The sequence below is a fragment of the Donghicola eburneus genome, assembly GCF_900115865.1.
GTDB lineage: Bacteria > Pseudomonadota > Alphaproteobacteria > Rhodobacterales > Rhodobacteraceae > Donghicola > Donghicola eburneus.
The window spans coordinates 97,821-123,504 of sequence record NZ_FOXY01000001.1 but is presented as its reverse complement, the minus strand read 5'-3'; the positions used below and the strand labels follow the sequence as shown (position 1 = coordinate 123,504).

Annotated in this window: 23 protein-coding genes; 4 read left to right on the top strand and 19 right to left on the bottom strand. The window is 62.8% G+C overall.

The window, feature by feature from the left end:
• Nucleotides 1-5: 5 nt before the first annotated feature.
• The 6 genes from BM225_RS00550 to BM225_RS00525 form a co-directional block, all read right to left on the bottom strand.
• Complete coding sequence (locus tag BM225_RS00550) at nucleotides 6-1,469, bottom strand: aldehyde dehydrogenase family protein (protein ID WP_072706007.1); 1,464 nt, start codon at nucleotides 1,467-1,469, stop codon at nucleotides 6-8.
• 126 nt (nucleotides 1,470-1,595) lie between these two features.
• Complete coding sequence (locus tag BM225_RS00545; protein WP_072706006.1) at nucleotides 1,596-2,957, bottom strand: FAD/NAD(P)-dependent oxidoreductase; 1,362 nt, start codon at nucleotides 2,955-2,957, stop codon at nucleotides 1,596-1,598.
• Nucleotides 2,954-3,259 carry a (2Fe-2S)-binding protein gene (locus BM225_RS00540; RefSeq protein WP_072706005.1) on the bottom strand — a complete coding sequence of 102 codons (306 nt, stop codon included), beginning with the start codon at nucleotides 3,257-3,259 and terminating at the stop codon, nucleotides 2,954-2,956. The genes BM225_RS00545 and BM225_RS00540 overlap by 4 nt, the downstream gene beginning before the upstream one ends.
• On the bottom strand, nucleotides 3,256-5,241 hold the full coding sequence (locus tag BM225_RS00535) for a hydantoinase B/oxoprolinase family protein (RefSeq protein ID WP_072706004.1): 1,986 nt from the start codon (nucleotides 5,239-5,241) through the stop codon (nucleotides 3,256-3,258). The genes BM225_RS00540 and BM225_RS00535 overlap by 4 nt, the downstream gene beginning before the upstream one ends.
• A gap of 4 nt (nucleotides 5,242-5,245) precedes the next feature.
• Entirely contained in the window at nucleotides 5,246-7,330 is a 2,085-nt protein-coding gene (locus BM225_RS00530; RefSeq protein WP_245780386.1) for a hydantoinase/oxoprolinase family protein, read from the bottom strand.
• A 75-nt stretch (nucleotides 7,331-7,405) separates the two neighbouring features.
• Complete coding sequence (locus tag BM225_RS00525) at nucleotides 7,406-8,281, bottom strand: LysR family transcriptional regulator (protein WP_072706003.1); 876 nt, start codon at nucleotides 8,279-8,281, stop codon at nucleotides 7,406-7,408.
• Between the two features lie 102 nt (nucleotides 8,282-8,383).
• Here BM225_RS00525 and BM225_RS00520 point away from each other — a divergent pair, with 102 nt between their 5' ends.
• Nucleotides 8,384-9,484: an NAD(P)/FAD-dependent oxidoreductase gene (locus BM225_RS00520; protein WP_072706002.1), complete on the top strand. Its 1,101-nt coding sequence runs from the start codon at nucleotides 8,384-8,386 to the stop codon at nucleotides 9,482-9,484.
• A 5-nt stretch (nucleotides 9,485-9,489) separates the two neighbouring features.
• On the opposite strand, the gene BM225_RS00515 is transcribed toward BM225_RS00520, so the two are convergent.
• On the bottom strand, nucleotides 9,490-10,815 hold the full coding sequence (locus BM225_RS00515) for an NAD(P)/FAD-dependent oxidoreductase (protein WP_072706001.1): 1,326 nt from the start codon (nucleotides 10,813-10,815) through the stop codon (nucleotides 9,490-9,492).
• A gap of 164 nt (nucleotides 10,816-10,979) precedes the next feature.
• Here BM225_RS00515 and BM225_RS00510 point away from each other — a divergent pair, with 164 nt between their 5' ends.
• Entirely contained in the window at nucleotides 10,980-11,477 is a 498-nt protein-coding gene (locus tag BM225_RS00510; protein WP_218157033.1) for an Lrp/AsnC family transcriptional regulator, read from the top strand.
• 24 nt (nucleotides 11,478-11,501) lie between these two features.
• Here the strand turns inward: BM225_RS00510 and BM225_RS00505 are convergent, their stop codons facing one another.
• The 11 genes from BM225_RS00505 to BM225_RS00460 all read right to left on the bottom strand — a co-directional run bounded on the left by BM225_RS00505 (nucleotide 11,502) and on the right by BM225_RS00460 (nucleotide 22,513).
• Nucleotides 11,502-13,163: an ABC transporter ATP-binding protein gene (locus BM225_RS00505; protein WP_072706205.1), complete on the bottom strand. Its 1,662-nt coding sequence runs from the start codon at nucleotides 13,161-13,163 to the stop codon at nucleotides 11,502-11,504.
• Entirely contained in the window at nucleotides 13,163-14,023 is an 861-nt protein-coding gene (locus BM225_RS00500; protein ID WP_072706000.1) for an ABC transporter permease, read from the bottom strand. The genes BM225_RS00505 and BM225_RS00500 overlap by 1 nt, the downstream gene beginning before the upstream one ends.
• Nucleotides 14,020-14,979 carry an ABC transporter permease gene (locus BM225_RS00495; protein ID WP_072705999.1) on the bottom strand — a complete coding sequence of 320 codons (960 nt, stop codon included), beginning with the start codon at nucleotides 14,977-14,979 and terminating at the stop codon, nucleotides 14,020-14,022. The genes BM225_RS00500 and BM225_RS00495 overlap by 4 nt, the downstream gene beginning before the upstream one ends.
• A 69-nt stretch (nucleotides 14,980-15,048) precedes the next feature.
• Nucleotides 15,049-15,543 (bottom strand): periplasmic substrate-binding domain-containing protein, encoded by a 495-nt coding sequence (locus tag BM225_RS22030; RefSeq protein ID WP_245780385.1) that lies wholly within the window; start codon nucleotides 15,541-15,543, stop codon nucleotides 15,049-15,051.
• 33 nt (nucleotides 15,544-15,576) lie between these two features.
• Nucleotides 15,577-16,668 (bottom strand): ABC transporter substrate-binding protein, encoded by a 1,092-nt coding sequence (locus BM225_RS00490; RefSeq protein ID WP_245780384.1) that lies wholly within the window; start codon nucleotides 16,666-16,668, stop codon nucleotides 15,577-15,579.
• 72 nt (nucleotides 16,669-16,740) lie between these two features.
• A complete protein-coding gene (locus tag BM225_RS00485) occupies nucleotides 16,741-17,472 on the bottom strand; it encodes an HAD-IA family hydrolase (RefSeq protein ID WP_072705998.1) in 732 nt (243 codons plus the stop codon).
• 287 nt (nucleotides 17,473-17,759) lie between these two features.
• On the bottom strand, nucleotides 17,760-18,671 hold the full coding sequence (locus BM225_RS00480) for a 2-hydroxyacid dehydrogenase (RefSeq protein ID WP_072705997.1): 912 nt from the start codon (nucleotides 18,669-18,671) through the stop codon (nucleotides 17,760-17,762).
• Nucleotides 18,671-20,044: an aspartate aminotransferase family protein gene (locus tag BM225_RS00475; protein WP_092463643.1), complete on the bottom strand. Its 1,374-nt coding sequence runs from the start codon at nucleotides 20,042-20,044 to the stop codon at nucleotides 18,671-18,673. The genes BM225_RS00480 and BM225_RS00475 overlap by 1 nt, the downstream gene beginning before the upstream one ends.
• 15 nt (nucleotides 20,045-20,059) lie before the next feature.
• Nucleotides 20,060-20,887, bottom strand: a complete 828-nt coding sequence (locus BM225_RS00470; protein WP_072705995.1) for a GNAT family N-acetyltransferase — start codon at nucleotides 20,885-20,887, stop codon at nucleotides 20,060-20,062.
• A gap of 135 nt (nucleotides 20,888-21,022) precedes the next feature.
• Entirely contained in the window at nucleotides 21,023-22,141 is a 1,119-nt protein-coding gene (gene argE, locus BM225_RS00465; RefSeq protein ID WP_072705994.1) for an acetylornithine deacetylase, read from the bottom strand.
• Between the two features lie 3 nt (nucleotides 22,142-22,144).
• The gene (locus BM225_RS00460) at nucleotides 22,145-22,513 is read right to left on the bottom strand and encodes a cupin domain-containing protein (protein ID WP_092463776.1); all 369 of its coding nucleotides are present in this window, start codon (nucleotides 22,511-22,513) and stop codon (nucleotides 22,145-22,147) included.
• 204 nt (nucleotides 22,514-22,717) lie between these two features.
• Here BM225_RS00460 and BM225_RS00455 point away from each other — a divergent pair, with 204 nt between their 5' ends.
• Nucleotides 22,718-23,383 carry a haloacid dehalogenase type II gene (locus BM225_RS00455; RefSeq protein WP_072705993.1) on the top strand — a complete coding sequence of 222 codons (666 nt, stop codon included), beginning with the start codon at nucleotides 22,718-22,720 and terminating at the stop codon, nucleotides 23,381-23,383.
• A 12-nt stretch (nucleotides 23,384-23,395) separates the two neighbouring features.
• Nucleotides 23,396-24,685 carry an NAD(P)/FAD-dependent oxidoreductase gene (locus BM225_RS00450; RefSeq protein ID WP_072705992.1) on the top strand — a complete coding sequence of 430 codons (1,290 nt, stop codon included), beginning with the start codon at nucleotides 23,396-23,398 and terminating at the stop codon, nucleotides 24,683-24,685.
• Nucleotides 24,686-24,717: 32 nt separating this feature from the next.
• On the opposite strand, the gene BM225_RS00445 is transcribed toward BM225_RS00450, so the two are convergent.
• Complete coding sequence (locus tag BM225_RS00445; RefSeq protein ID WP_143095330.1) at nucleotides 24,718-25,677, bottom strand: GNAT family N-acetyltransferase; 960 nt, start codon at nucleotides 25,675-25,677, stop codon at nucleotides 24,718-24,720.
• Nucleotides 25,678-25,684 lie beyond the last annotated feature (7 nt).

Sequence of the window (25,684 nt, the reverse complement as noted above, 5' to 3'; positions counted from 1 at the left end):
GCTGATCAGAGGTCGATCAGCACCGATTTCGTGCGGCGGTTGGCGTGATAGGCCTCTCGGCCCAAATCCTTGCCTAGGCCAGAGGCTTTCCATCCGCCGGTGGGCAGTATGTGGTCGCGGCTGCGGCCATAGCGGTTGATCCAGACAGTCCCTGCCTCGAGTTTCCGCGACAGACGCAGCGCGCGGGACAGATCGCGGGTAAAGAGCCCCGCGCAAAGGCCGTAGGTCGGATGGACCGCAAGTTGCATCGCCTCTTCTTCGGTCTCGAAGGTCTGGAATGTCGCAACGGGGCCAAAGATTTCCTCGGTCACGGCGGGGTTTGCGGCATCGACACCAGCGATCAGGGTCGGCTGATAGAAGCTGCCCGGATGGTCGAAATGTGCCCCACCACACAGGATTTCTCCGCCCTGCTGCGCACCCGCCTTCACGATGCTATCGATCCGCTGCAGCTGGCGGTCCGAGATGATCGGGCAGAACCCCGGATCAGCGGCAAAGGTATCCATGGGGCGGTATTTGGCGAACCGTTCGGCCAGCCGCGCGGCTAGTTCATCGGCGATCTCTCGGGCGACGATGATGCGCGATCCGGCCACGCAGAATTGGCCTGCATTGGGGGTAATGCCGCGATCCAGACAGTCTACCGCCAGATCCAGATCGGCGTCGGCAAAGACCACCATCGGGCTCTTGCCCCCCAATTCCAGCGTCATGGGTTTGATGCCGGTGCGGGCGATATTCTCCATGATCGCGGCACCTGCGCGGGTCGATCCTGTAAAAGACACCTTATCGATGCCCCCGTGCCCTGTAATCGCGTTCCCCGTGGTCGGGCCATCGCCAATCACCACATTGATCAGGCCTGCGGGAATGCCTGCCCGCACGGCCAATTCCGCCATGTAGAGCGTGGAATAAGGCGTCATCTCGGACGGTTTCAGGACCACAGCATTTCCTGCGGCTAAGGCCGGACCCAGCTTCCACCCCGCCATGGAAATCGGAAAGTTCCATGGCGTGATCGCCCCGATCACCCCATAGGGCGCATCGTCGATATAGCCAAAACTGCTGTCACTGGTCGGGGCGAGCGCGCCTGCTTCTTTGTCTGCGAATTCAGCGCAAAACCGGATTTGTTCAGCAGTGACAGCCACATCTCCGGTCAAGGCATGGGCGTAGGGACGCGAAGAACAGATCACCTCAAGCCCCGCCAGAGTACTGGCCTCGGCCTCGATCAGATCGGCCCACTTGTGCAACGCCTTCAGCCGGTCCCGCGGCGCGCATCCAGCCCAACCAGAAGTCGCCAGCGCATCGCGTGCTGCCTGAACTGCCCGATCCACTGTGTCCGCGTCAGCCATAGGCACCGCGCCCACCGCCATTCCAGTCGAAGGTGAGGTCACGGTCATCTCCTCGGTCGCCGAAACATATGCGCCGCCGATGTAGTGCGCGCAAGGCAAGGTCAGGGTCGCAGGATCAAAGGCCAGTGTCATCGCAAGTTCTTTCGCAAGGGGTCAGGTTGAAAATCCCGCGGTGGGCGCGGGCAATGCTGCCGAATGCTTGGGCAACGCGGCATAATCCACTGCGGCGCACGGGGCACCGCGCAGAAGATTGTGCCGTCAGTCAGAGCTGTCTTGGATCAGAGCGCTGATGGGAACGGGCCGCACGGGCGCTTGAGACCGCAGTCGACCGACATCTTCGGTGCGCATTCCAGCCTTGGCCGCAATCACCTCTGCCCCGGCCAGTTGACAGTAGCGCCCTTGGCACCGTCCCATTCCGACACGCCCCAGCGATTTGGCACGGTTCGCTTCGGGGCCGGACCAGTCGGCGGTTTGTCGCAAATCGCCCGCCGTCACGCCTTCGCAGCGGCATAGGACCGTGTGATCGTCGGCCTGACGCACTAGATCAGCGGGCCAAGGGAACGCGTGCTGCATGGCCCGCGCGAACCGCTCCATCCGATCAATCCTGCGCAAATCTGCAGTCGGATCAGGGGCAGCGAGGTGCATATCACGCAGACACGCTATGGCCGCCAAACGCCCTGCGATTTCAGCCGCATCGGCCCCAAGCAAACGGGCGCCGTCCCCTGCGAGATAAAGGTCTGCGCGCGCCCTGCCAAATCCGTCGATCTCTGGCAGCCACTGCGCGAAATCTTTGTCCCAGTAAAATTGCGCGCCTGCCAGATCAGCAAGGTGCGTTTCAGCGCGCAGGTGCCAGCCCATCCCGACCGCATCGCAAGACGTCACGTGCTGGGTCCCCTTGGCATCGCGCCAGTGCACGGCGGTTGGGCCCTGCTCGTCCGTCTCGATACGCAGCGGAGTGATCCCCGCGTGATATCGGCGCCCCAATTGGCGGCGCATTCCGAGCCCGCGCAAAGTGACCCAAGGCCGCGCCGCAGCCATCGCCACGCCTCCGCGCACTTGCCCGAGCATGTCAGAAGTATCAAGCACCGCGCGCACATCTGCCCCAGACTGCACTAACTGCGCGGCCAGCAAAGTCAGCAAAGGCCCCGTTCCCAGCAGCACAATCTGCTGCCCCAGAGCAACGCCCTGCGCCTTGAGCGCGATCTGCATGGCCCCCAGCGTGTAAACCCCGCCTGTTTGCCAGCCAGCAATGGGCACAACACGGTCCATCGCCCCCGTTGCCAGAATGAGCCGCTCAAAACCAATCTGCTCGTACCCCGCAGGTCCTGACAGGTGCGCCGTCCCATCCCCCAGCCCCAAGACAGAGGTCTGCGCGCGATACTCTACCCTATTCTGCGTCACCAACGTGTCGAAGCATTGGTGCAACGCGACGGCTTTGGACGCTTCAGAGCCGTATAGCGCCTCGGGGCGTCTTATGAACCCACGCGGCGGACGGCGGTAGATCTGCCCGCCGGCCCGAGCGCCCTCGTCCACAACCACAGGGGTGATACCCGCCGTGGCCAGCATCTCTGCAGCGCGCATTCCCGCAGGGCCCGCACCGACGATCAGCACCCGCGTCATGGCCTGTCCCACGCCTGCGGCGCTACGGTGCGTAGCCGCATCCCGCTGCGGATTTCGGTGGAACAGGCACGCAAACGGAAGCCCCTCTCCTGCCAGATCCAGCAGTCCTGACAGGCCCCCATCAGACAAAAGCCGGCACGCCCCTCGGGTCCGAATTCCGCCTGCCGCAGGATGGGACGCAGACTCAGGATCGCCGTTAGCACTGTATCACCGGACAACGCACTGACAGGCGCTCCGTCCAGATGAAAGGCGACAACGGCGCGGTCCCTTTCTGCCAATCTGTGTACGCGGCCGCCGGTCATTCTGCGGCTCGTGCATAGGCAGCGGGACGGGGCACTTCAGAGAACCGCACGCACACTTCGTCAAAGGCCGCAGCCACGCCCGCAGCGCCGGACCGCCCTTCCATCCGCTTGAAGACCTCGGTTTTCACAAAGAAGCGCCAATGGATGGGCAGATCCGCCAGAATATCCGTCAGCAAATCATAGGCCCCATCGGTCCACTGCTGCTCGTACGTTGACCTCTCTGGACCGTAATGGAAATGCTCTGTGTGGCGGGGCATCGATGCCCGCAAAGCCTCTGTCGCCGTCACATCCACCGCGCCATCCACCAGCACGACGCCATACTCATCCCGCGCAGCCGCTTCGGAGACATAGCCCCCTGCCACATCCCGCGCGACCCGTTCGGCAGGACGGTCCAAGGGGCACCCTCGGCCCGCACCGCCCGCCGAACGCACGGTCAGTACATCCCCTGGCTCTAGAATAGCGGTGTCCACTGCACCCAACCGGTGCTCGGCCTTGGTCCCTGCGTTCACGACCATGTCGGACAGGCCCGCCGCCTTGCCCCCCATCACCCCCCAAGGGCGAAAGAACGACCGGTCGCGGTTCCGCGCCGTGATCCGCGTGTCGGGTGCAAAGACGCGGAACGCCATCTCGGTCGCCAGCCCGCCGCGCCAATAGCCCGCCCCACCGCTGTCCTGCGCCAGCCCGTAGCAGACGAATTCCACGGGGACTTCGGTCTCGGTGATCTCGATCGGCGTGTTTTTCAGATAGGCCGCGTCCGCACCCGAGCCGTTCGTGCCGTCGCGATGAGGCATCCCTCCACCGCCGCCGACCACAGGATTTACGGCGGCGATCACGGTTTTCTGGGTGCGCTCGTCGCGGGTCATGACATTGACGATGCAGTTGTTGCCCGCAGGCGCGGCAGGCATCCTGTCGGGAATGGCCTGAGAGAACGCGCCAAAGATCACCGACCGCAGGCGGGCGCAGGTCAGTGACCGCATCCCCACGGCAGCCGGGGCAACGGGGTTCAAGACGGTCCCTTCGGGCGCGATGCAGGTGAAGGGGCGCGTCAGGCCGGTGTTCAGCAAAATCCTCGGATTCATGGTGTAGAGCACGTAATACACCCCCACAAGCAACATGGTATGGCGAGGGTCACCCCCGCTTGGCACGTTCAAGGATGACGCCAGCTGCGGATCAGACCCTGTGAAATCCAGAACCGCACTGTCCTCCCTGATCTTCAGGGTCAGCTTCAGACGGCACGGGTTAGCCTGATCGCTGTCCTCGTCGGCATAATCGGCAAAGACATAATCGCCATCGGGGATTTCGGTCAGCACAGCACGGGCCTGCGCCTCAGCCTGATCCATCAGGGCAGCGACGCCGTTCACGAACCCCGCCTTGCCAAAGCGCTGGATCATCGCCTGCACCTTGCGCTCGCCGGTATTGAGCGCGCCGACGAGCGCCTTGATGTCCCCGATGTTCAGCGTGGGCTTGCGGACGTTCGTCTCCATAATCCGCAGGATTTGCTCGTCAAAGACGCCTTCGCGGACCAGCTTCATCGGAGGAAAGCGGATGCCCTCTTGGTGGATTTCGGTCAGCGAACGGGACAAGGACGCCGGCACCGCGCCGCCCATATCCGTGTTGTGAATGTGTCCGCCGGTCCACGCGACGATCTCTCCGTCCGCAAAGACCGGTTTCCACAGGTGGGTGTCCGGCGCGTGGGTTGCGACGTGGCCCGAATAAGGATCGTTGGTAAATGCCACATCGCCGGGGCGGTAATCCTCGACCATCTCGATTGCGCGGCCATAGGTCAGGCCCGGATACCACGTGGCCCCCAGTTTCATCGGGACAGCAAAGGTATCGCCCGCGCGGTCCATCAGCATGACGGTGAAGTCTTGAGTTTCCTTGACGAACGCGGAATGGGCGGTGCGGTGCAGAGTGTGGGCCATGTTCTCGGCCGCTGCGCGGGCATGGTTGGCCAGCACCGAAAGGGTCATTTTGTCGAACATAGGCTCACTCCGCATAGGTCAGGTGAATATTCAGGTGGGCGTCCACGTGGGCCGTCGTGCCATCGGGGATCGCAAAGGTCGTGTCCTCTTGCGCCACGATGGCGGGGCCTGCGAACGTGGCCCCAGCGCCAATGGTGGCGCGGTCGAACAAGGGCACGTCCTGCCAGCCAGCCAGATAAACGGGGACGAGACGGCTGGGATTGGCGGCCGCGCTATCAGCCGCTTGAACTGGGAATTCGGGCTTCGGCGCCGCGCCAATGGCCGACAGGCGCAGGTTGACGACTTCGATCCGGCCTGCGGGGTCGTCAAAATCATAAATCCGGCGATGGGTTTCGTGGAACGCCTGCGCAATCATTTTCGGGTCGTTCAGCCAGCCCGTGTCAATCGCCACCTCGATTTCATAGCTTTGGCCCGCGTAGCGCATATCCGCAGAGAGGCGCAGGTCGCCCGCCCCTCGGTGCCCTTGGGCCAGAAGCCACGCCTGCCCTTCGCTGGCCAGATCGTCGTAGGCGTCAGTCAGACGTGCACCCGCCAGCGCCTCCAGATCGGCAAAGATCGTGCGGATGAAATCGCCGCGCAGATCCGCCACAAGTCCGCCCAACGCGGACACAACCCCCGGTCTGCGCGGCGCGATCACGCTGCGCATCCCCAATTCGCGGGCCAGAAAAGCCCCCAGCATCGGGCCGCCCCCGCCGAACGGCATCAGGGCAAAGTCCCGCAGGTCCACCCCCGCGCGAGAGGACAGTTTCTCGACCTCGACGAACATTTCGGAAATGGCGATGTCGAGGATGGCTTGGGCAGTTTCTTCCAGCCCGCGGCCCAGTTGCGCGGCCAGCCTGCCAATCACTTCCCGAGCAAAATCCACATCCATCTGGAGCTGCCCGTAAGCCATCTGGGAATGCCCCAGCCAGCCGCAAACCGCCATCGCGTCGGTCACTGTGGCGCGGTCGCCCCCCCGAGCATAGCAGGCAGGTCCGGGCAAAGACCCAGCCGACTCTGGCCCAACGCGCAGCACGCCGTGGTCGTCCACCGACGCGATAGAGCCGCCTCCGATCCCGATTGAACTGACCGAAACGGACGGGATGTGCAGCGGGAATTCCCCGATCAATTCGTCGGTGCCAAACCGGACCTCTCCGTCGATGATCAGCGCGAAATCCGCAGATGTGCCGCCGATATCCAGCGTCAGCACGCGGTCCGCGCCTGCCTGACGTGCCAGCCAAGACGCCCCGATCACCCCCGAAGCCGTACCGGACAGCAGCATAGAAACGCAGTCACGGCGCCCCTCACCAGCGGTCATGAGGCCCCCGTTCGACTTGGTCAGCATGGGCCGCGCTGGCACACCCTGCCCGACCAGCCGGTCTTGCAGAGCGGTCAGATAACCCGACACCCGCGGATGCACATAGCCGTTCAAGATCGCGGTCGAGGTGCGTTCGTATTCGCGGATCACGGGCCAAACCTCGGACGAGGTGAAGACGAACAGATCGGGCGCCATTTCCTGCACCCACGCCTTGGCCTGCGCCTCTTGGGCAGGGTCCGACCAGCTGTGCAAAAAGGCGATGATCACCCCCTCGGCGCCAGCATTCTGCGCCTCCGCCACCGCGTTCGCCAAGGCCGCGCGGTCCAAGGGCACCGTTTCCTGACCGCCCGCCCGCATCCGTACTGGCACGCCGAAAATCCGTTCGCGGGGGATCAGGGGGTCGGGCCGGTGGCAGAACAGCGAATACATGTCAGGCATCCGCAGGCGGGCCAGCTCGATCACATCCTCGAAGCCCGCGTTGGTGATCAGTGCCAGATCGGCCCCTTTGCGCTGGATGATCGTGTTGATCCCGACGGTCGTCCCGTGAACAAAGCGGCTGACGGTTTCGGGAGCCAGCCCCTCGCGCTCGGTCAGCAACCGTAGGCCGGTCAGCAGCTCGGCCCCCGGATCATCGGGGGTGGTCAGCACCTTGAGCGAGGCAATCCACCCCGAGCGCGTTTCCAGCGCGCAGAAATCCATGAAAGTGCCGCCGATATCGACGCCGATTTTCCAGTCCGCGCCGTCGGGGATCGGGGTGCTGCCGTCCATCTGATAAGCCTCTGGTTGGGTCATTTCCGTTGGCTTCGATGGCATCAGAAAGCGGCCCGTCCGTCCAAGACGCATGGCGCGGCAGGCCATAAGGCGGACTTATGGAATGGCGGCGCGGATCTGGTCCGCCATCAGCGTTTCGGCGCGGGACAAGGCTTTGCCCGCCAATGTCAGCAAGGCCAGCGGCATGTCCGGCGATCCAGTCAGAGGCCGCGTGACAACCCCCGCAAACTGCCCCCAAGGCAGCAGGTCATCGACCACCGCGATCCCCAGACCAGCCTGCACAAATCCAACGGCCGAGATAGATACGTCAATTTCGAGCTGGGGAGTGAACCGCAGGCCCTGTGCTCTGGCGGCTTGGTCCAACTCGTCATGGGGGCGGGTCGCGGCGCGGTAAGAAATGACGTGTTCAGCCTCCAGATCAGCAAAGGTCAGCGCGGCTTTTTCGGCCAAATGATGCCCTTCGGGCAGCAAGCAACAGAACCCCACCCGCTGCAAGATTTCCACGTCAATGTCAGGGGCGAGCCGGTCATCCAAAGCCAGCGCCAGCGCCGCATCGCCCGCCCTGAGCATCGCGATCAAGCTGGCAAGCGGCGCAACATGGGACCGGAGCAAAATATCGGGATGACGCGCCCGAAACGTCGCCATGACCTGCGGCAGCAGGGACATCGCGGGTGGGGCCGAGGATGCGATCCGCACCAGACCCGCCCGCCCGAGTCGCAGATCCTGCGTCTTGCGGCGCAGCCCTTCGAGGCTGGCGAAAAGGCGCTCTGCCTCGGGGTACAATTCTAATGCTTCGGGGGTGGGCCGCAGACGTCCCTTTTCACGGTCGAACAGTGGGAAGCCCAGCTCGTCCTCGCAATGCAGTAGAACTTGAGACAGCGCGGGCTGGGAAATGTTCAAGAGCCGCGCCGCCCCTGTCACGGTGCCCGCCCGCATGACGGCGGTGAAAACCTCGAGCTGTCTGGCGCGCATCGCGGCCTCCTATAAGAGCGGCTTATGGCCGACCCTGTTTCCCGTCTTTGACCCCTGCCTCGTGGTCGGGCTGAGATGGACTAAACGCAACAGGGGGCCGGAATGGATGTGATCGTGATCGGGGGCGGGCTGATGGGCAGCGCGGCGGCGTTCTTTCTGACGCGGCGCGGGGCACGGGTGCGCCTGATCGAGCGCGGGTATATCGGCGCGGGGGCGACGGTGGCGTCGTTCGGCAACATTCGGCGGTCGGGGCGCTACTTGCCGCAACTGCCCTTGGCGCACCGGTCGCTGGCCTTGTGGCATCAAGCCGAAGCCCTGCTGGGACGCGACGTCGAATTCCGCGCGACGGGCCACTTGCGGCTGATCTTTGACGAGGCCAGCTTGGCCGACATGCGCCGATTTGCTCAGGATGCCGTGCATTGGGGGCTGAAGTTGGAGGAACTGTCCGCCGCCGAACTGCACCACCGTTACCCGATATTGGGGCCCACCGCTATCGGGGCGTCTTTTTCCCCCAATGACGGATCGGCGAACCCGAGGCTGGCCGCGCCAGCGTTCGCCAGCGCGGCGGCGCGGGATGGGGCGGAGATTTTGGATCACACGACCATCACCAGCATTCAGAGGACAGAGGCCGGTTTCACGGTCGAGACCACCAAAGGAACCTATCACGCGGAGGCCGTTCTGAACTGCGCCGGTGCTTGGGGTCGCCAGATCGCCGCGGATTTCGGGGAAATCGTCCCCCTGACCATGCACGGCCCGCAGATGGGCGTGACCGAGCCCATGCCCCACCATATCCTGCCCGTGATCGGCGTTTGGGCGCAGCATCATGGGGCCTATTTCCGGCAGGTCGAGCGGGGGAGTATCGTGTTCGGTGGCGGGGTCCCGCGGTCCGATGTGGGGCCGGATGGCTATGCCAAGGTGCAGTTCGATGTGCTGCCCGAACAACTCCGCCAGTTGGTGCAGATTTTCCCTGCCCTGCGCGATGTGGCTGTGATCCGCCAGTGGTCGGGGTGCGAGGGATACGTGGCCAATGGCCTGCCCGTGATGGGCGCTTCGGGCACCACTCAGGGGTTGTTCCACGCCTTTGGCTTTTGCGGGCACGGGTTCCAGCTGGGGCCCGGTGTGGGCGATGCGATGGCCGAACTGATCACCACCGGCGCGTGCGAAACGCCGCTGGAGGCGTTCAGCATATCGCGGTTCGCGTGATGGCATCAGAACTCGGCCACCTTGCCCCATTGGGTGCCTTGGAAGCGGGACAGTTTGTACTGTGCCGTCTCGGTGATCGGGGTGCGGTCCAGCAGCATGTCGGCCACCAGATGCCCTACGCCCGGCCCGATGCCAAAGCCATGACCCGACAGGCCCGCAGCAAGGGTGAGCCCGCCAATCCCGATATCGCTGTCTATCACCGGCACGCCATCGGGGGTGCTGTCGATGTAACCGGCCCAAGTGGCCTGCACGGCGACCTTCTTCATTTCAGGCAGCAGATCGCGGGCTCGGGTCAGGGTCAGGTTGACCAAGGCCTTCGACGGTCTCGGGTCCAATATCCGCATCCGCTCCATCGGGGTTTCACGGTCCAGCGCCCATGTCTGGCGGGTCTCGTGTCCCGCTTGCCACGCCTGCAAGCCCCCCGGTCGCAGCGCGCGCCAGCGTTTCGCGAACATCGGCAAGAAGTGTTTGGCCCCCAGCAAGGCCCCCGGCGTCGGGTCCAGATTGGCGCGGCCCGATACGGCCAGCGTATGGCCCCCATCCCCGCGGCGGGTCACCGAAACCTCGTTCGTATGCAGCGCATCGGGCAGCCCTTCGGCCCCCGGTTGCACGGACAGGATCGAACTACGGACCGCCGCCTGAGGGAAGAACAGCCCCGACTGATGCAGGAAACTCGCGGCCCAAGCGCCGCCGGCCATGACCACTTGCCGTGTTTTGATCGTTCCGCGTTCGGTGATGACAGCGCTAACGTTTCCGTTCTGCACATCAATCCCGCGAGCCGCACAATTTTGCAGCACAACGCCCTGATGCTGCATCACGCCCTTGGCAATGATCGGGGCCGCGCGGGACGGGTCCGCGATGCCATCGGTGGGCGACCAAACACCCCCGAGCCAGCGCTTCCCCGTGGCCGCGCCGCTCTCGGACGCCTGATCCGCAGTCAACATTTGCGTGTCCACACCCTGCCCCCGCGCGAACTGGCCCCAGCGGTCCCAGCCGTAAATCTCGGCCTGATCGTTCGACAGATACAGCAGCCCGCAGCGCCGAAATCCCATGTCCTCGCCGATGTCGGCGGTCATGTCTTCCCACAGGGCCAAGCTGCGGGTGGACAGGGGCAATTCCCGTGCGTCCCTGTTTTGCTGGCGGCACCAGCCCCAGTTGCGGCTGGACTGCTCGGCGCCAATGCGCCCCTTTTCCAAGAGCATAACTTTCATGCCCCCGCGCGCCAACCAATAGGCCGCGCTGACGCCCACGATGCCCGCGCCAATCACGACGACGTCGGCGCTGTCAGGCAAATTGTCGGGGGTGTCGATCTGCATCAAGGGGGCGGGCATGGGTCGTCTCTCCGGTCTGTTGCCTGACCCTAGCCCGCGCCGTGCAGCCGGATGTGCCGGATTGCGCAGGTCGGGCGGCATTTCCTGTCGAATGTCAAACCCTTGCCCCTGCCCGCGGACTCGCCCAATAGTGACCCATAGTAAAGACCCCGAAGGACCCTGTTATGAGTAGCCAGCTGAAACTCGATCGGATCGACGTAAAGATTCTTGCCGAGTTGCAGCGCAACGGTCGCATTACGAATGTCGAGCTGGCGGAACTGGTGGCGCTGTCGCCCTCGCCCTGCCTGATGCGGGTGAAAAAGCTGCAGCAAGCGGGCTATATCACCGGCTATACCGCTCAGATCGACGTGGCAAAGCTGGGGGATACGCTGACGGTGTTCACCGAGTTCACCCTGAAAAACCACCGCCAGATTGACTTTGCCCGCTTTCAGGAAGCGCTGGAAAAGGTCGATAGCTGCGTGGAATGCCATCTGGTCTCGGGCGGTTACGACTATCTGGCGAAATTTGTCTGTGCGTCGATCACCGACTATCAGAACATCATCGAAGCACTGATCGACCGCGGTGTCGGGATCGACAAATACTTCAGCTTTGTCGTGATGAAGACGCCGTTTGTGAAAAACCAGATCCCCCTGACGCGTCTGTTCGGAGATCGGGTGGGATAACGCCCCGACCTGCGGGGCGTGTCCTTAGCGGTTCGCAAATTGGGCGACCAGATTGGGGTCTTGCTCCAGCCCTGCCAGCCAGCCGGTATCCAGCTGCGGGATCGAGGAAATGAGCAACCGCGAATAGGGGTGCTGCGCCTCGGCGGACATGCGGGCAGCGGGCAGCGCCTCGACCACCTCGCCTTTGAGCATCACCAGCACGTCGTCGCAGATCGCCTCGACCGTGGACAGATCGTGGCTGATGAACATGTAGCTGAGGCTGAGTTCGCGCTGGAGTTCCTTGAGTAGGTCCAGAATGGCCGCCGCGACGACGGTATCGAGGGCCAAGGTGATCTCGTCGCACAGGATCAACTCAGGCTCCGCCGCTAGGGCACGGGCCAGGTTGATGCGCTGCTTCTGACCGCCAGACAGTTCCCCCGGCAGCCGGTGCCGCAGGTTCGCGGGCAAGCGCACCATGTCGAGCAGTTCTTTGACCCGCGCCTCGCGTTTCGCGCCCTTCAGACCGTGGTAAAAGGCGAGCGGTCGGCCAAGAATCTGCTCGATCGAATGGGCGGGGTTCAGGGCCGTATCGGCCAACTGGAACACGATTTGGGCCTTGCGTAGCTGCTCTTTGCTGCGGCGTTTCAGGTCACCGCGCAATTCTTGGCCATCCAGCAGAATGCCCCCTTGGTAAGGCGGCAGGATACCGGCGATGGCGCGGGCAAGTGTGGATTTGCCGCTGCCGGATTCACCAATGACGCCCAAATTGCGGCCCCTTTCGAGAGTGAAATTCACGTCCTTGAGGATCTTGATTTCCGGCTCGCCCTTGCGGATCGCGCCGTAGCCTGCGTGCAGGTGGATCACCTCTAGGATCGGTTTGGGAACCGCCTTTGCTTCGGGCTGAAACGGCTGGTGGGGCACGGGTTCGAACGCAGCCAGAAGCTGGCGTGTGTAGGGATGCGCAGGATGGGTTAGGATTTGCTCGGTGTTGCCGGTTTCCTGAATTTCCCCGCCCTTCAGTACAATGATCCGGTCGGCAATCTGCGCTACGACGGCCAGATCGTGACTGACGTAGACACCGGCCATTCCGCCCTGCTGCATCACGGATTTAAAGGCCCGCAGGACCTCAATCTGGGTGGTGACATCAAGAGCCGTGGTGGGTTCATCAAAGATCACCAGTTTGGGCCCGCCAATCAACGCCATCGCAGCCGATAGGCGCTGCAACTGGCCGCCAGAGACTTGGTGCGGATAGCGGTGGCCGATGTTTTCGGGGTCCGGCAGGGCCAAGGCGCGGAAAAGGTCGACCGCTTTGGCTTCGGCCTCGGCTTTGGGCATCAGCTCGTGGATTGCGGTGATCTCGATCACCTGATCCATGATCCGCTTGGACGGGTTGAACGCCGCCGCTGCAGACTGAGGCACGTAGCTGACCTCGGTCCCGCGCAAGGCCGCGCGGTTGCGTTCGGGCAGCGCGGTGACATCGTTCCCGTCAAGGGTGATCTGCCCGCCGGTGATCGAACAGCCCGTGCGGGTGTAGCCCATCAGGGACAGAGCGATGGTCGTCTTGCCACTGCCAGACTCGCCGATCAGCGCGACGATTTCGCCGGGGGCGATCTCAAAGGACACGCCTCGGATGATCTCGACCTTGCGGCCTGCGTCGGTGACCGCGCCGATGCGCAGGTCGTTCACGGTGACAAGAGGCTGGGTCATCATTCGCTCCGATCCCGAATTTTGGTGGGCAGGTTGTCGATGAACATGTTCACCGAGATGGTCAGGGTCGCGATAGCGATGGACGGAAAGATCACCGCAGGCGCACCCAAGGACAGCCCTTCGATGTTTTCACGGACCAAGGCCCCCCAGTCCGCGTTCGGCGGCTGCACCCCGAGGCCGAGGAAGGACAGCCCAGACAGGACCAGCACAATGAATACAAACCGCAGACCAAGGTCGGCCAGCACGGGGCCGAGTATGTTCGGAAAGATTTCGCGGGTGATCAGATAGGGCGTGCTCTCGCCCCGTGCGCGGGCGACAGTGACGTAATCGGTGGCGTTCACGTTCACCGCCAAGGCGCGGGCAAAGCGGTATGAGCCGGGCAGATAGATTGCCGCCAAGGTCAGGATCAGAACTGGGATCGAGGAGCCGACCGCCGCCACGACCACCAGACCAAACAGCAACGAAGGAATGCCATTGAACGCGTCCAAGAGGCGCGACAGGATCATATCGAACCACCCGCCGATGACCGCAGCCACCATTCCAAGGATGACGCCGCCCGCACAGGCCAGCACGACCGAAGCCAGCGCGATCCCCACAGTATAGCGTGCGCCCATCAGGATGCGGCTAAAAATGTCGCGGCCCAAATAATCGGTGCCCATCCAGAAATCCGCGGTGACGGGGCCGAAATAATCCCAATCCACGATCTCGCCGGGGGGGTGCGGTGCGATCCACGGGCCGACGATGGCGACCACGGCCCAGAACAGGATCACCGCCAGACCAACGCGGCCCGCCCAGTTAAAGGAATAGCCCAGACGCTTCGGGGTCGGGATCACGAATGCATTGGATCGTTCAATCATCATCGACGAAGCCTCGGGTTGGAGAGGATGGCGATCAGGTCGGCCAGCGTGATCAGCGACAGGTAGCTGACGCAAAAGATCATCGCGCAGGACTGGATCAGGGGCAGATCGCGGGTGGCGACCGCATCGACCATCAGCTTGGCCACACCGGGGTAATTGAAGATCGTCTCGACGATGATCACACCGCCCACCAGATAACTGAGCGACAGGGCAACCGCATTGGCAATTGGGCCCAAAGCGTTGGGCAGCGCGTGACCCAGAACCATGCGGCGGCGCGACGCGCCCTTCAGCAGCGCCATTTCGACGTAGGGGGTGTTGATCGTCTCGATCACGGCGGCGCGGCTCATGCGGATCATCTGCGCGGACACCACAAAAGACAGGGTGATTACGGGCATCGCATAGGCCCGCAGCATCGCGCTCCAGCTGTCCACATTCGCGCCATAGGCCAGCGCGGGCAGCCAGCCGAGCCACACGGCAAAGATCAGAACGGCCAACGTCGCGACCATGAATTCTGGCACCGAAATGACCGAGATTGTCGCAACGGACACCACGCGGTCGAACATCGAACCCTTCCACATGGCAGCGCCGATCCCAAGCGCCAGCGCAATCGGCACAGATACCAAGGTCGTCACGGCTGCCAGACGCAAGGAATTGACCAGACGTCCGCCCATCAGATCGCTAACTGCCATCTTGTTCACATACGATGTGCCCATATCGCCCCCCGCCAGACCGACCAGCCAGCCGACAAACCGGTGCATGGCGGGCTCGTCCAATCCCATCGCCGTGCGCAGTCCGGCCACAGCTTCGGGGGTCGCGGCCTGCCCCAGCAGGATTTCAGCGACGTCACCGGGCAGCAGCTCGGTGGCGAAAAAGACGGCAAAGGACACAATGACCAGCGTCAGCAAGGCAATGCCAAGCCGCTGGGAAACAAGGATCCATGGCAAGAGCGATTTGGGCAAACGAACACCTCGGCCAACTGGGAATTCAATGGAGTGGCCCGCGCCGATGGGCACGGGCCGGAAATTGGCTTAGGCCGCGCCGTCCAGCCAGACATACTCGGCGAAGGCATAGCCCATCTGGCCACCCAGCGGGTTCGGAGCCAGACCCTTGAGGTTCGAGGAGATCGCATCGACGTTCGAAATGTAGGCGGGAATGATGGTGCCTGCCTCGTTTGCGACCATCTCCTGCATGTCCCAGTAGATCGCGGTGCGCTTCTCTTCGTCCAGTGCGCCGCGCGCCTCGACCAGCATGGAGTCGAACTTGTCCGACTTGTACTGGCTCTCGTTCCACGGCGCGTCCGAGGTGTAGAGCAGCGAGAACAGGATATCGGGCGTGGGACGCGGGTTGATGTTGCCGAAGTGCACAGGCGCCTTGAGCCAGTAGTTCGACCAGTAGCCATCGGACGGCACGCGATCGACCTTGAGGTTCATGCCGATCTCGGACCCCGCCTGCTGGACGATCATCGCCATATCCACCGAAGAGGTCGCCGCATCGGACGCCACAATCGGAACCTCGGCGCCCATCAAGCCGGCCTTTTCAAAGTAGAACTTGGCCTGCTAGGGGTCATAGGCTTTGGGCGCGATGTTGGGATTGTGGTACTTGTTCGCGGCCGACACGGGCTGGTCGTTGCCGATTTCGGCCAGACCACGGAACACCGATTTCTGGATGGCTTCGCGGTTGATCAGGTACTTCATGCCTTCGATGAAGCCCTCTTTCATACCGGGGTCCAGGTCCTTGCGGATATTCAGGTTGGTGTAGTTGCCCGAAGTGGTGATCGAGGTCGCGACCGAAGGCTGACCTTCGAGCATCCGCAGCGAGCGGGCGTTCACGGCAGCCGCCACTTGGATATCACCGGACAGCAGGGCGTTTACGCGGGCGTTGTTATCGGGGATCGCAAAGTACTCGTAGCTGTCCAGATAGACAGTGTTGCCCTTGAAATAGTTCGGGTTCTTCACTGCGACAGAGCGCACGCCGGGTTCGAACACTTCGCAGATGAAGGGGCCTGTGCCGTTGGCGGTGGTGAAGTCTGTGGTTCCGTCCTTGATGATCATGAAGTGGTGCAGCGCCAGAATGGTGGGCAGGTCGGCGTTGGGCGCGGCCAGCACGACCTTGACAGTTGTGTCGTCCAGCTTGGTGATCTCGGTCATCTGCTTGGCGATCGAGTTCACTTTGGAGCCAACCGCTTCGTCCAGATGGCGTTTCAGAGAGAAAACAACGTCATCGGCGGTCAGCGTCGAACCGTCGTGGAATTCCACGCCGGACTTCAGCTTGATTTCCCATGTCTGCGCGTCATCGGTCGAGAGGCTCTCGGCCAGCTCCATTTCGGTCACGCCGCCTTCGGCGAGGAAGGTCAGGCGGTTGTAGAAGGAACAGCAGCGCACGTAGTCGGTGGAGAGCGACGCCTTGGCCGGATCAAGGGTATCCGCGGTCGAGGACGACCAGCCCGCCGCCTTGATGCTGCCGCCAAAAACGGGGGTCGCTGCAACGGCCTGCGTGGCGCGGGTCAGCAGCGAGCTACCAACGGCCATGCCAACGCCCGACGCCATCAGCATCTTCAGAAGTTCACGGCGCGAGGCACCGCGGCGGATCATCCCTTCGACCATCGCGTCGTCGCGGCTGGTCCAGTTATTCGGGGTGTTCTTGGTCATGTGTTTATTCCCTGTTGTTCTGTTGGAGAGGAAGACGGCCTTGCGATCTTGTTGCCGCATAAGCCGCTGATCTTATTTGCCAAACGCTGCGTCAGCGGCCTCGGCCAGTTCCATAAGCGAGTGGAAGTGGTAATCGGGTTCGGTGAACTCTTTGGGCTCGATCGTGCCGCCGTAGCCGTTCTGTGCGTGGCGGCGCTGGATCCATGCGTTGGTCATGCCCAAGGCGCGAGAGATGCCAATGTCGTGGTACTGGCTTTGGGCCGTGTGCAGGATGTCGGCTTTGGAGCCGCCATCGGTCTCGACCCACGAAAAGACATGGTGGAAATAGGCGGGATCAGGCTTCTCGGTCTTGGTGTCGTCGGTGGTGAAGCCTGCATAGAACGGATGGCCCAGTTTCTCGGCGAACTTGTCAAAGGCCCATCGCTGCGCGTTTGTCATCGCAACCAGCTTGTAGTGCTGCTTCAATTTGGCCATCGCAGCGGCGCTGTCGGGGAACGGTTTCGCGTCGCCCACGCTGTCAATCATGAACCGACGGTATTCGGGGGTATCGGGCAGACCGAACGCTTCGGCGATGCGGCCATAGCAGCGCCCAAGGTCATCGGGGAACAGGCCCGCGCCGGGCTCATAGCGGGCATCACGGTAAACGGCCAGCGCGGCCTCTCCGTCCACGACGATGCCTTCCTTGTCGGCGATGGTGGCTAGGGCGTCTTTGATCGCGCCTTCGAAGTCGATCAGCGTACCGACAACGTCAAAGGTCAGGTAGCTGAACGCGGTCAAGGGTTTCACGGCAGTCGTGGTTGCCATTTGGGGCGGTCCTTTGTTGTCGAGCACGCCCGAGGGCGCTAGATCAGATGCTGGGAAACGTGGGGCAAACAGCAGAACCTTCTGTCTGTCGCAGCGGTGCGCGGCAAAGGTATTTTCTGCGCGCAACCCTTGTTTTATTGACCTATAAGCTGGCCTATCGTTTCCCTGTTACAATCAGCTTCGCCCCAAAGCGCACAGGCAAAACGCTTAAAATGTGTGGGGTCGCGGAATATTCTGCTGAACTGGGGCGAGACGCGGCATTTCGCACCGCGGCCCGAAAAGGCGTCTTAGTAGCCCCGCGATTGGTCCACCAAACCTGGGATATCCTCGCCCGAGCGAAGCGCGCGGATCACGTTGAGCGCGTGTTCTGCACCCTCGGCATAATCGGTGACCGAGCCCACGTGGGGGGTGATAATCACGCGCGGATCAGTCCAAGCCCAATGGTCAGCGGGCAAGGGTTCTGGATTGGTCACATCCATCATCACGCTGTGGATTTGACCGGAGTCGAGCGCCGATTTCAGCGCTTTCATATCCAGTTGGCCGCCCCGGCCCGCGTGAACCAGCATTGCGCCTGCGGGCAGTTGATTGAACGCATCCTGTCCCAGAATACCGCGCGTTTCCTTGGTCAGGGGCAGCAGGCAGACCAGCAGGTCGGTGCGCTGCAAGAATGCAGGCAGATCCTCTGCGCCGTACACGTCAATACTGTCCACATGGGTCCCCGAGCGGCTCCAGCCCGCAACATCAAACCCGAGGCTCGACAGCGTCTGCGCGGTCAAGGCGCCGATCCGCCCCATACCCATGATCCCCACTCGGCGGCTCTGGCTGGATTGGATGCCTTGGGATTTCCATGTTCCTGTCTTCGCTTGCTCTATGTAAGCGGGCATCTGGCGGTGCAGCATGAGCGTTGCCATAACCACCCAATCGCGGACCATGGGGGCGATGCTGCTCGCGATGGTACGCGTCAGCACAACCCCCTCTGGCATCGGGGGCATGTGATCCACGCCAGCCGCTACGCAGATCACAGCCTTTAGGTTGGGATAAATGCTTAGGTCGACGGGAGGCTGCCAACAGGCGATATAAGTGACTTCGGCGGGGTCGAGGACGGCCTCTTCGCCGATAATCATCGGTACGCCCGCAGCGTCGAAGATAGGCTGCCAAACCGCGGCGCGGTCTGGCAAAGAGATGTAGAGCAGCGCCATTAGCGCAGCGCCTCGCGGACTTCGGGATCTTCTAGGGTCAGGTCCAGCACTTTGCGGGTACGTTCGATGATCATATCGATTTCCTCTTCGGTGCAGCAGAGCGGCGGCGCGTAGCCAAAGATTCCTTGGGCGAACGAGCGCACGATCAGCCCATGCTCCCATGCACGGTCAAACAGGCGCGTGGCAGGCTGGACGCTGGCGGGCAGCGGAGTCTTGGCGTCCTTGTCGATGACCAGTTCCACGGCGGCCAGCATCCCGCGACCGCGCACATCACCGACCAGCGGATGATCCATCAGGTCATTCAGACCGTCCATCAGACGCGCGCCCATCTTCTCGCCATTCTCCAACAGGCCGCCCTCGTACAGGGCCAAAACCTCTAGCCCCACAGCCGCCGACACAGGGTGACCAGAGTAGGTGAAGCCGTGGCCGATCGCCTTGGCCCCTGCCCCGTCGCTCAGGGTTTGGTAGACGTGATCCGACATGAGCACCGCGCCCATGGGCACATAGCCAGAGGTGAGGCCCTTGGCGGTGGTCATTAGGTCGGGGACGATGCCCTCTTCGGCGCAGGCAAACAGCGGACCGGTGCGGCCGAAACCGGTGATCACCTCGTCTGCGATGAACAGCACACCGTATTCGGTACAGACCTCGCGCATCGCCTTGATCCAGCCCTTGGGCGGCACCAGAACGCCGCCCGAGCCTTGGATCGGCTCCACGTAGAAGGCCGCGACTTTGTCCGCGCCGATGGCTTCGATCTTGGCCCGCAGTTCGGCGACCGAAGCGTCGATGATCGCCTGCGGATCGGTGCCCACGGGGTTGCGATACACATAATGCGACGAAATTTTATGCTGCCACGGATAGGGCAAGCCAAACCCGTCATGAAAGGCGCTGAGCGCGGTCAAGCCGGCCCCGAGCGAGGACGAGCCGTGATAGCCATTCTCGACCGAGATGAACTGGTCGCGCTCCGGCTGCCCCTTGGCATGCCAGTAGTAGCGGACAAAGCGGATAGTGCTGTCAACGGCGTCCGACCCGCCCAGAGTGAAATAGACGTGGTTCAGATCACCGGGGGCACGTTCGGCCAGCGCGGCAGCCAGCTTGATCGGCGCCTCGGCCCCCAAATCAAAGTACCCAGTGGCATAGGGCAAACGGCGCATCTGTTCGGTTGCGGCCTCGATCACAGACTCCTGCCCATAGCCCGCGTTCACACACCACAGGCCCGCGAAACCGTCGATCAACTCGCGCCCTTCAGCATCGGTGACGCGCGCGCCCTTGGCCGAGGTCAAGACGCGGACGCCGCGTGCCTCGTGGCCCTGAAAGGACGACACGGGGTGGATCAGGTGCTGGCGGTCCAGCTCGACAAGGGAATTGGTCAGCATAATCTTGCTCCGGAATTAGCCGAGTGCCTGAGACACGAGGGCGAAGGTTTTGAAAGGGGTGGGATGGGGCGCGTGAGCGGGCCTTTGCATGGCGGTGCCGCCGCCCACATGGGTCAGACCCAGCGTTTCCATGTGCCCGTCAAGAGCGTCCGAGGTCAGGTCGATCCGCAGGAATTTGCCTTTGGCGTGGGTTGCCGCTGCGTCGATCAGGGCACGGGCGGCGATAGCATCCTCGGCCACCACGGGGCCAACGACCATCCCGCGGCCGAACGCGCGCACCATGGCAAAGCCGCCAGCGGTCGTCAGGACGGTGCCGGTGGCGGCGATCTGTTCCAGCAACGCATGGCGCGACATGCCGGACGCGGCCTGATCGATCTTGGTCAGGTCATGCAGGTCGGCCTTGTCCTTTTTTACAGGCTGTTCAGGGGCCCGCGCCTGCGCGATGCCTTGGTACTGGTGGATCTGGCCATGGGCGACGAACCCCAGCTTTTCATACAAAGGCAGGCCATCAGCGGTCGCCACCAGCCGTAGGGTTTTCCCTTGCCCCAGCGCAATGATTGCATCCATCAAGCGGCGGCCAAGACCGCGTCCACGGCAGGCCTCGTCCACTATGATCATGTTCAGGGTTGCCACATCGCCAAAGTCGGAACACAGGGCCGTGCCAACGATCTGTCCGCCATCCAGCGCCACAACCCCTTGGGCGGTGGACAGGGTTAGGGCCCAATCCTCGGCGCGGTGGGGCCAACCGGCCTGCTGGGACAGACGCACGGCCCCGTCAATATGCTCGGGGCCAAAGGAGACCAAGGTGATTTGCGTTGGCTCGGGGGTGTTCAGGGTATCCATTGTCTTTGGGTCCGTGCTGTTCATCGCCAGAGTAGGAGCGCCACTGCGGCATGATCGGTTTGATGCTGCGGCGCCGCGGCAGTTTGGACTGGCAGGGCCCTACTCCGCCGCAGAAAATGCTGTCAGTCCGAGGGGTTAATCGGACAGGTATCGGCCCAATGCCAGTACCATTTGCGCTGCGGCATGCAGTTCTTGGGTCGTGAGGTATTCCTCGGGCTTGTGCGCGCGGGAAATGTCGCCCGGCCCGCAGATCACAGAGGGGATGCCCGCTTTCTGGAACAGGCCCGCTTCGGTGCCATAACTCACTGCGCCGATTGGGGAATTCTCCGAAATCTGTTCTGCGATCTGGGCCAGGGGCGCATCTGGTGCCAAAGCCAATGCGGGATAGGAGGATATGATTTCGGCGCGGACAGACGGCCCGCAGGCCGCAAGGATCGGCGCCAGCAATGCCTCGGGATCGACACCCGCGATGGCGCGGGCCTCGATCTGAGCCGTGGCGTGGTCGGGAATGATGTTGACGGCTTGGCCGCCCGACACCGTCCCGATTTGCAGGGATGAACAGGGCGGCGCAAACCGCTCGTCCGTGTCGCCGGATTTCAGCACCTCTGCCTGTGTTGCCGCCGCCAGTAAAACCGGCAGCAGGGCATGGATCGCGTTCGCCCCCAGATCGGGGCGGGAGCTGTGGCCAGAGATCCCTTTGGCGGTCAGGCTTAGGGCGGCTTTGCCCTTGTGCGCCAGAACCGGCGTCATGTTCGACGGCTCGCCGACAAAGCAGCCCAAGGGCGCAGCGATCAGGTCAGGAAGGGCGGCGATCAGGTGCGGCACACCTTTGCACCCTGCCTCTTCGTCATAGGACAGGGCGATGTGGATGGGCGCATACAGGGGCATCGCGGCCAGATCGGGGGCCATCGCCAAAACGGCGGCGACATAGCCTTTCATATCGCAGGCCCCGCGCCCGATCAGCCGGTCGCCGTCGCGGCGCAGGGTGAACGGATCGGCCAGCCACTCGGGTTCAGCCGCAGGCACGACATCCACATGACCCGACAGGATGTACCCCGGCACTAAGGGATCGCCGATAGTGGCAAGCAGATTATACCGGTCGCCCTCGGGCCCTAGCAGCAGATGATGCGGGATGCCGTGGCCGGTCAGGTAGGCTCTGACAAACTCCATCAGCGCGCCGTTGCCCTGCCCCACTACTGTCGGGAAACCAACCAGCCGTTCCAGCATCTGCTCGGGCGTATACCGATCCGCCATGACTTAGGACGCGATCACAAAGATTTTGCGCAGGGTTTCCAGCGTCTCCCACGTGCCGACAAAGCCGGGCTTCATGATGAAGCTATCGCCCGCGGCAAAGGTATGGCTTTCGCCGCTGTCCTCGGTGATCACACACTTACCCGACAGAATGTGACAGAATTCAAAAGTTTCGCCCTTCATCGAGATTGTCTTGCAGGGGGTCGTCTCCCAGATTCCGGTGCGGATTTTACCCCACTTAGAGGCTTCGGCGATAGCAGCGTCCAGCTCCCATGTTTGATAGGCGGGATTGCCGTCGATCAGGAGGTCGGGCGCCGCCGTCGCGTGCACGGGGTCAAAGGTCGGCGCGGTGTTTACGGGCAAGAGTTTGGTCATGTCAGGTCCATTCCATTGGTCTGCCACCAACGTGCCCTGCCCGCCCCCGTGCCAGTCACCGAACATCGCCCCTTGGCGGCATCCCGTGCCGTGGACGATCGGGGATACGGAATTTCATGCCACGAAACCGGCAAACGCGGCGCACTGTGCCTAGCCGCCCGCGCCAGACTGACAGCATCCAGAGAACGTCCAAGGACCGCTGACATGACCTTCCGCCCCAAATTCATCACCTTCGACTGCCACGGCACCATGATCCTGTTCGACATGGCTGGTGCGGCACGCGATCACTACAGTGCGATGCTGACACCAGCGCAGATGGACATATTCATCGCCGATTTCTCGGCTTACCGTCTCGACGAGGTGCTCGGCGCGTGGAAACCCTATGCCGAGATCGTCCACAACGCGCTGGAGCGGACCTGTAAGCGGAACAGCATCCCCTTTGATCCTGCTGTGGCCGAGGATATCTATAACCGCGTGCCCACTTGGGGACCGCATGCGGATGTGCCCGCCGGTCTGGCCAAAATCGCGCAGGAAATCCCGCTGGTGGCGCTGACCAACTCGATGAACGCGCAGATCCCGCATAATATTGCGAAACTCGGCGCTCCGACTGCGCATGTGTTTACGGCCGAAAGCGCTGGTGCCTACAAGCCGCAAATGAAGGCGTTCGAATACATGCTGGATCAACTGGGCTGCGGACCGGAGGATATCCTGCACGTCTCTTCCAGCTTTCGCTACGATCTGATGACCGCCCACGACTTGGGGATCACGAACAAGGTCTGGGTGAACCGCGGCCACGAGCCCGCGAACCCATATTATGGCTACACCGAGATCAAGGATGTGTCCGAACTGCCCGCCGTTGTGGGCCTGTAAACGGAGGCCGCTATGAAATACATGTCCTACTGGCATGACACGGCGGCGCCCTTTGCCGCCGCGAGGCAGGGCCCCGTCGAAGGCAAGGTCGATGTGGCGATCATCGGCGCAGGCTTCACCGGCCTGAACGCCGCCCGCAAGCTGGCCCGCGAAGGGGTCAGCGTTGCTGTTCTGGAAGCCGACCATGTGGGCGCTGGCGGTTCGGGGCGCAACGGGGGGCACCTGAACAACGGGGTCGCCCACGGATATGCTGATGCCAAGGCGCATCTGGGGGCCGAACAGGCGCATAGGCTCTACCACGCTTATGACCGGTCCATTGATATGATTGAGGATGTGATCCGCGAAGAAGCGATCGATTGCGATTTCCGTCGCTCTGGCAAGCTAAAGCTGGCGTCCAAGCCCTCGCATGTGGACGGGCTGAAGGCCAATTTTGATCTGATCCACCGCGAAGTCGATCCCGACACACGCTGGCTGTCCAAGTCCGATCTGGCGGGCGAAGTGGGTGGCGACGCGTTTCACGGTGGGATGCTCTACGAGAAGTCCGCGATGATGCATATGGGCAAGTATGTGCAGGGTCTGGGGACGGCCGCTGCACGTCATGGCGCGCAGATTTGGGAAAATGCGGCGGTCACCGCGCGGGACAAAACCGCAACAGGCTGGCGTCTGACCACCACAAAGGGCACAATCGAGGCGGGGCGCGTGATCGCCGCCACGGGCGCCTATGGCGGGCGGGTCAAGGGATCGCCCTTGGGCTATTTCCGCCGCCGGATCATCTCGGTCGGATCTTTCATCATCGCAACGCGTCCACTGACCCCCGAAGAGACCAAGCAAACCGTGCCGGGGAACCGAACCTATGTGACCTCGATGAATATCGGGAACTACTTCCGCCTGTCGCCGGACAACCGGCTGATCTTTGGCGGGCGGGCGCGGTTTTCGGCCACGTCGGATCAGCAATCGGATGCCAAATCCGGCGAAATCCTGCGCGCCAGCATGGAGCGCCTGTTCCCGCATCTGAAGGACATCCAGATTGATTACTGCTGGGGTGGTCTCGTTGGTATGACCCAAGACCGCTACCCCCGCGCGGGCGAGGCGGACGGCATGATCTATGGCATGGGCTATTCCGGCCACGGCGCGCAGATGTCGACCCTGCTGGGGCAATCTCTAGCCGATCTGGCGATGGGACGGACGGACACCAACCCGCTGACAGGCATGGACTGGCCGACGATCCCGATGCACAGCGGCAAGCCGTGGTTCCTGCCTCTGGTTGGTATGTATTTCGGGCTGAAAGACCGCCTAAGCTGAAACGTAGGGGGCCGCTTTGGCCCCTTTTTCAGTTACCCCAGCGAATGCGCTGCAAGCCCGTAGGTCAGCGGCCCCTCTTCGGCGCGGCGCTGACGGCCCAGATACATCTCTGTCACGGTGTCGAACACACCGAGCCCCGCCGCCGCCAGAAACGCTTTGAAGGGTTCGCTCTGTTGGGGGGTATCCATGCGGGTGAACTTGCCCTCGCAGGCCTGGATCAAAGGCGCAACAAGTCGCATGGCGGTCGCGTCATCTTCGGCGACGACAGGCCCGATCAACTCGCCCTTGCCAAAGCTCCGGCGGAGCGCGTAACCGCAAACGGCCCCGCCCCGCTCGGCCACGACGCCGCTGGAAACGGCCAGCAGGGCATCCATCACCTTGGTCCGCGTTGCACCGTAGGCGTGGGCGTCCAGCGCCATCAGCGCGGCGTGATCCTCTGGTTCCGTTCGGCGAATGGTCAGGCCAGACAACGGTTCTGGCGCGCGGAACGGGCGGGCGATCCCTTGGTGCTGCCAAATCAGACCAACAGGGTCAAACCCCGCCGCGACATAGAGCCGATAGCCCGAACGCGTCGCACTAAGCCGCAGATCACGACCTGCACAGTCCTGCATAATGTGCTGCAACAGGCGGCGCCCCGCCCCAAGCGATTGCAAACGCGGTGTGGTAACCATCATCCCGAGCATCGCGAAATCACTGTCGACAGGGAAATACATCGAAGAGCCCAAGGGGCGCCCGATCGCGTCCAGTGCGATATACCCTTGGCCCAGACCGACAAACAGCTCCAGATCGCGGGGGCGATGGGGCCAGAACACGCCGACTGACAGCTCGTGCAGCAGCCCGACGCGCGACCGATCCACCGGTTCGACCACCGCAGAGAACGTGTCTAGCACGAGCTCAGCCTCTTCGGGCAAAGGTGCCCCAGCCATGAAGGCCGCCTGACGCTCTGCCGAGGGGGTCACGGGGCTGGCGGGACGCGAGTCCGTTGCGGGCATCATTGAT

What these genes read in the sequence shown, in the direction of transcription:
- BM225_RS00550 (WP_072706007.1), bottom strand. Translation starts at nt 1,469, where the DNA reads ATGACACTGGCCTTTGATCCTGCGACCCTGACCTTGCCTTGCGCGCAC.
- BM225_RS00545 (WP_072706006.1), bottom strand. Translation starts at nt 2,957, where the DNA reads ATGACGCGGGTGCTGATCGTCGGTGCGGGCCCTGCGGGAATGCGCGCT.
- BM225_RS00540 (WP_072706005.1), bottom strand. Translation starts at nt 3,259, where the DNA reads ATGACCGGCGGCCGCGTACACAGATTGGCAGAAAGGGACCGCGCCGTT.
- BM225_RS00535 (WP_072706004.1), bottom strand. Translation starts at nt 5,241, where the DNA reads ATGTTCGACAAAATGACCCTTTCGGTGCTGGCCAACCATGCCCGCGCA.
- BM225_RS00530 (WP_245780386.1), bottom strand. Translation starts at nt 7,330, where the DNA reads ATGACCCAACCAGAGGCTTATCAGATGGACGGCAGCACCCCGATCCCC.
- BM225_RS00525 (WP_072706003.1), bottom strand. Translation starts at nt 8,281, where the DNA reads ATGCGCGCCAGACAGCTCGAGGTTTTCACCGCCGTCATGCGGGCGGGC.
- BM225_RS00520 (WP_072706002.1), top strand. Translation starts at nt 8,384, where the DNA reads ATGGATGTGATCGTGATCGGGGGCGGGCTGATGGGCAGCGCGGCGGCG.
- BM225_RS00515 (WP_072706001.1), bottom strand. Translation starts at nt 10,815, where the DNA reads ATGCCCGCCCCCTTGATGCAGATCGACACCCCCGACAATTTGCCTGAC.
- BM225_RS00510 (WP_218157033.1), top strand. Translation starts at nt 10,980, where the DNA reads ATGAGTAGCCAGCTGAAACTCGATCGGATCGACGTAAAGATTCTTGCC.
- BM225_RS00505 (WP_072706205.1), bottom strand. Translation starts at nt 13,163, where the DNA reads ATGACCCAGCCTCTTGTCACCGTGAACGACCTGCGCATCGGCGCGGTC.
- BM225_RS00500 (WP_072706000.1), bottom strand. Translation starts at nt 14,023, where the DNA reads ATGATGATTGAACGATCCAATGCATTCGTGATCCCGACCCCGAAGCGT.
- BM225_RS22030 (WP_245780385.1), bottom strand. Translation starts at nt 15,543, where the DNA reads ATGGGCGCCGAGGTTCCGATTGTGGCGTCCGATGCGGCGACCTCTTCG.
- BM225_RS00490 (WP_245780384.1), bottom strand. Translation starts at nt 16,668, where the DNA reads ATGACCAAGAACACCCCGAATAACTGGACCAGCCGCGACGACGCGATG.
- BM225_RS00485 (WP_072705998.1), bottom strand. Translation starts at nt 17,472, where the DNA reads ATGGCAACCACGACTGCCGTGAAACCCTTGACCGCGTTCAGCTACCTG.
- BM225_RS00480 (WP_072705997.1), bottom strand. Translation starts at nt 18,671, where the DNA reads ATGGCGCTGCTCTACATCTCTTTGCCAGACCGCGCCGCGGTTTGGCAG.
- BM225_RS00475 (WP_092463643.1), bottom strand. Translation starts at nt 20,044, where the DNA reads ATGCTGACCAATTCCCTTGTCGAGCTGGACCGCCAGCACCTGATCCAC.
- BM225_RS00470 (WP_072705995.1), bottom strand. Translation starts at nt 20,887, where the DNA reads ATGGATACCCTGAACACCCCCGAGCCAACGCAAATCACCTTGGTCTCC.
- argE (WP_072705994.1), bottom strand. Translation starts at nt 22,141, where the DNA reads ATGGCGGATCGGTATACGCCCGAGCAGATGCTGGAACGGCTGGTTGGT.
- BM225_RS00460 (WP_092463776.1), bottom strand. Translation starts at nt 22,513, where the DNA reads ATGACCAAACTCTTGCCCGTAAACACCGCGCCGACCTTTGACCCCGTG.
- BM225_RS00455 (WP_072705993.1), top strand. Translation starts at nt 22,718, where the DNA reads ATGACCTTCCGCCCCAAATTCATCACCTTCGACTGCCACGGCACCATG.
- BM225_RS00450 (WP_072705992.1), top strand. Translation starts at nt 23,396, where the DNA reads ATGAAATACATGTCCTACTGGCATGACACGGCGGCGCCCTTTGCCGCC.
- BM225_RS00445 (WP_143095330.1), bottom strand. Translation starts at nt 25,677, where the DNA reads ATGCCCGCAACGGACTCGCGTCCCGCCAGCCCCGTGACCCCCTCGGCA.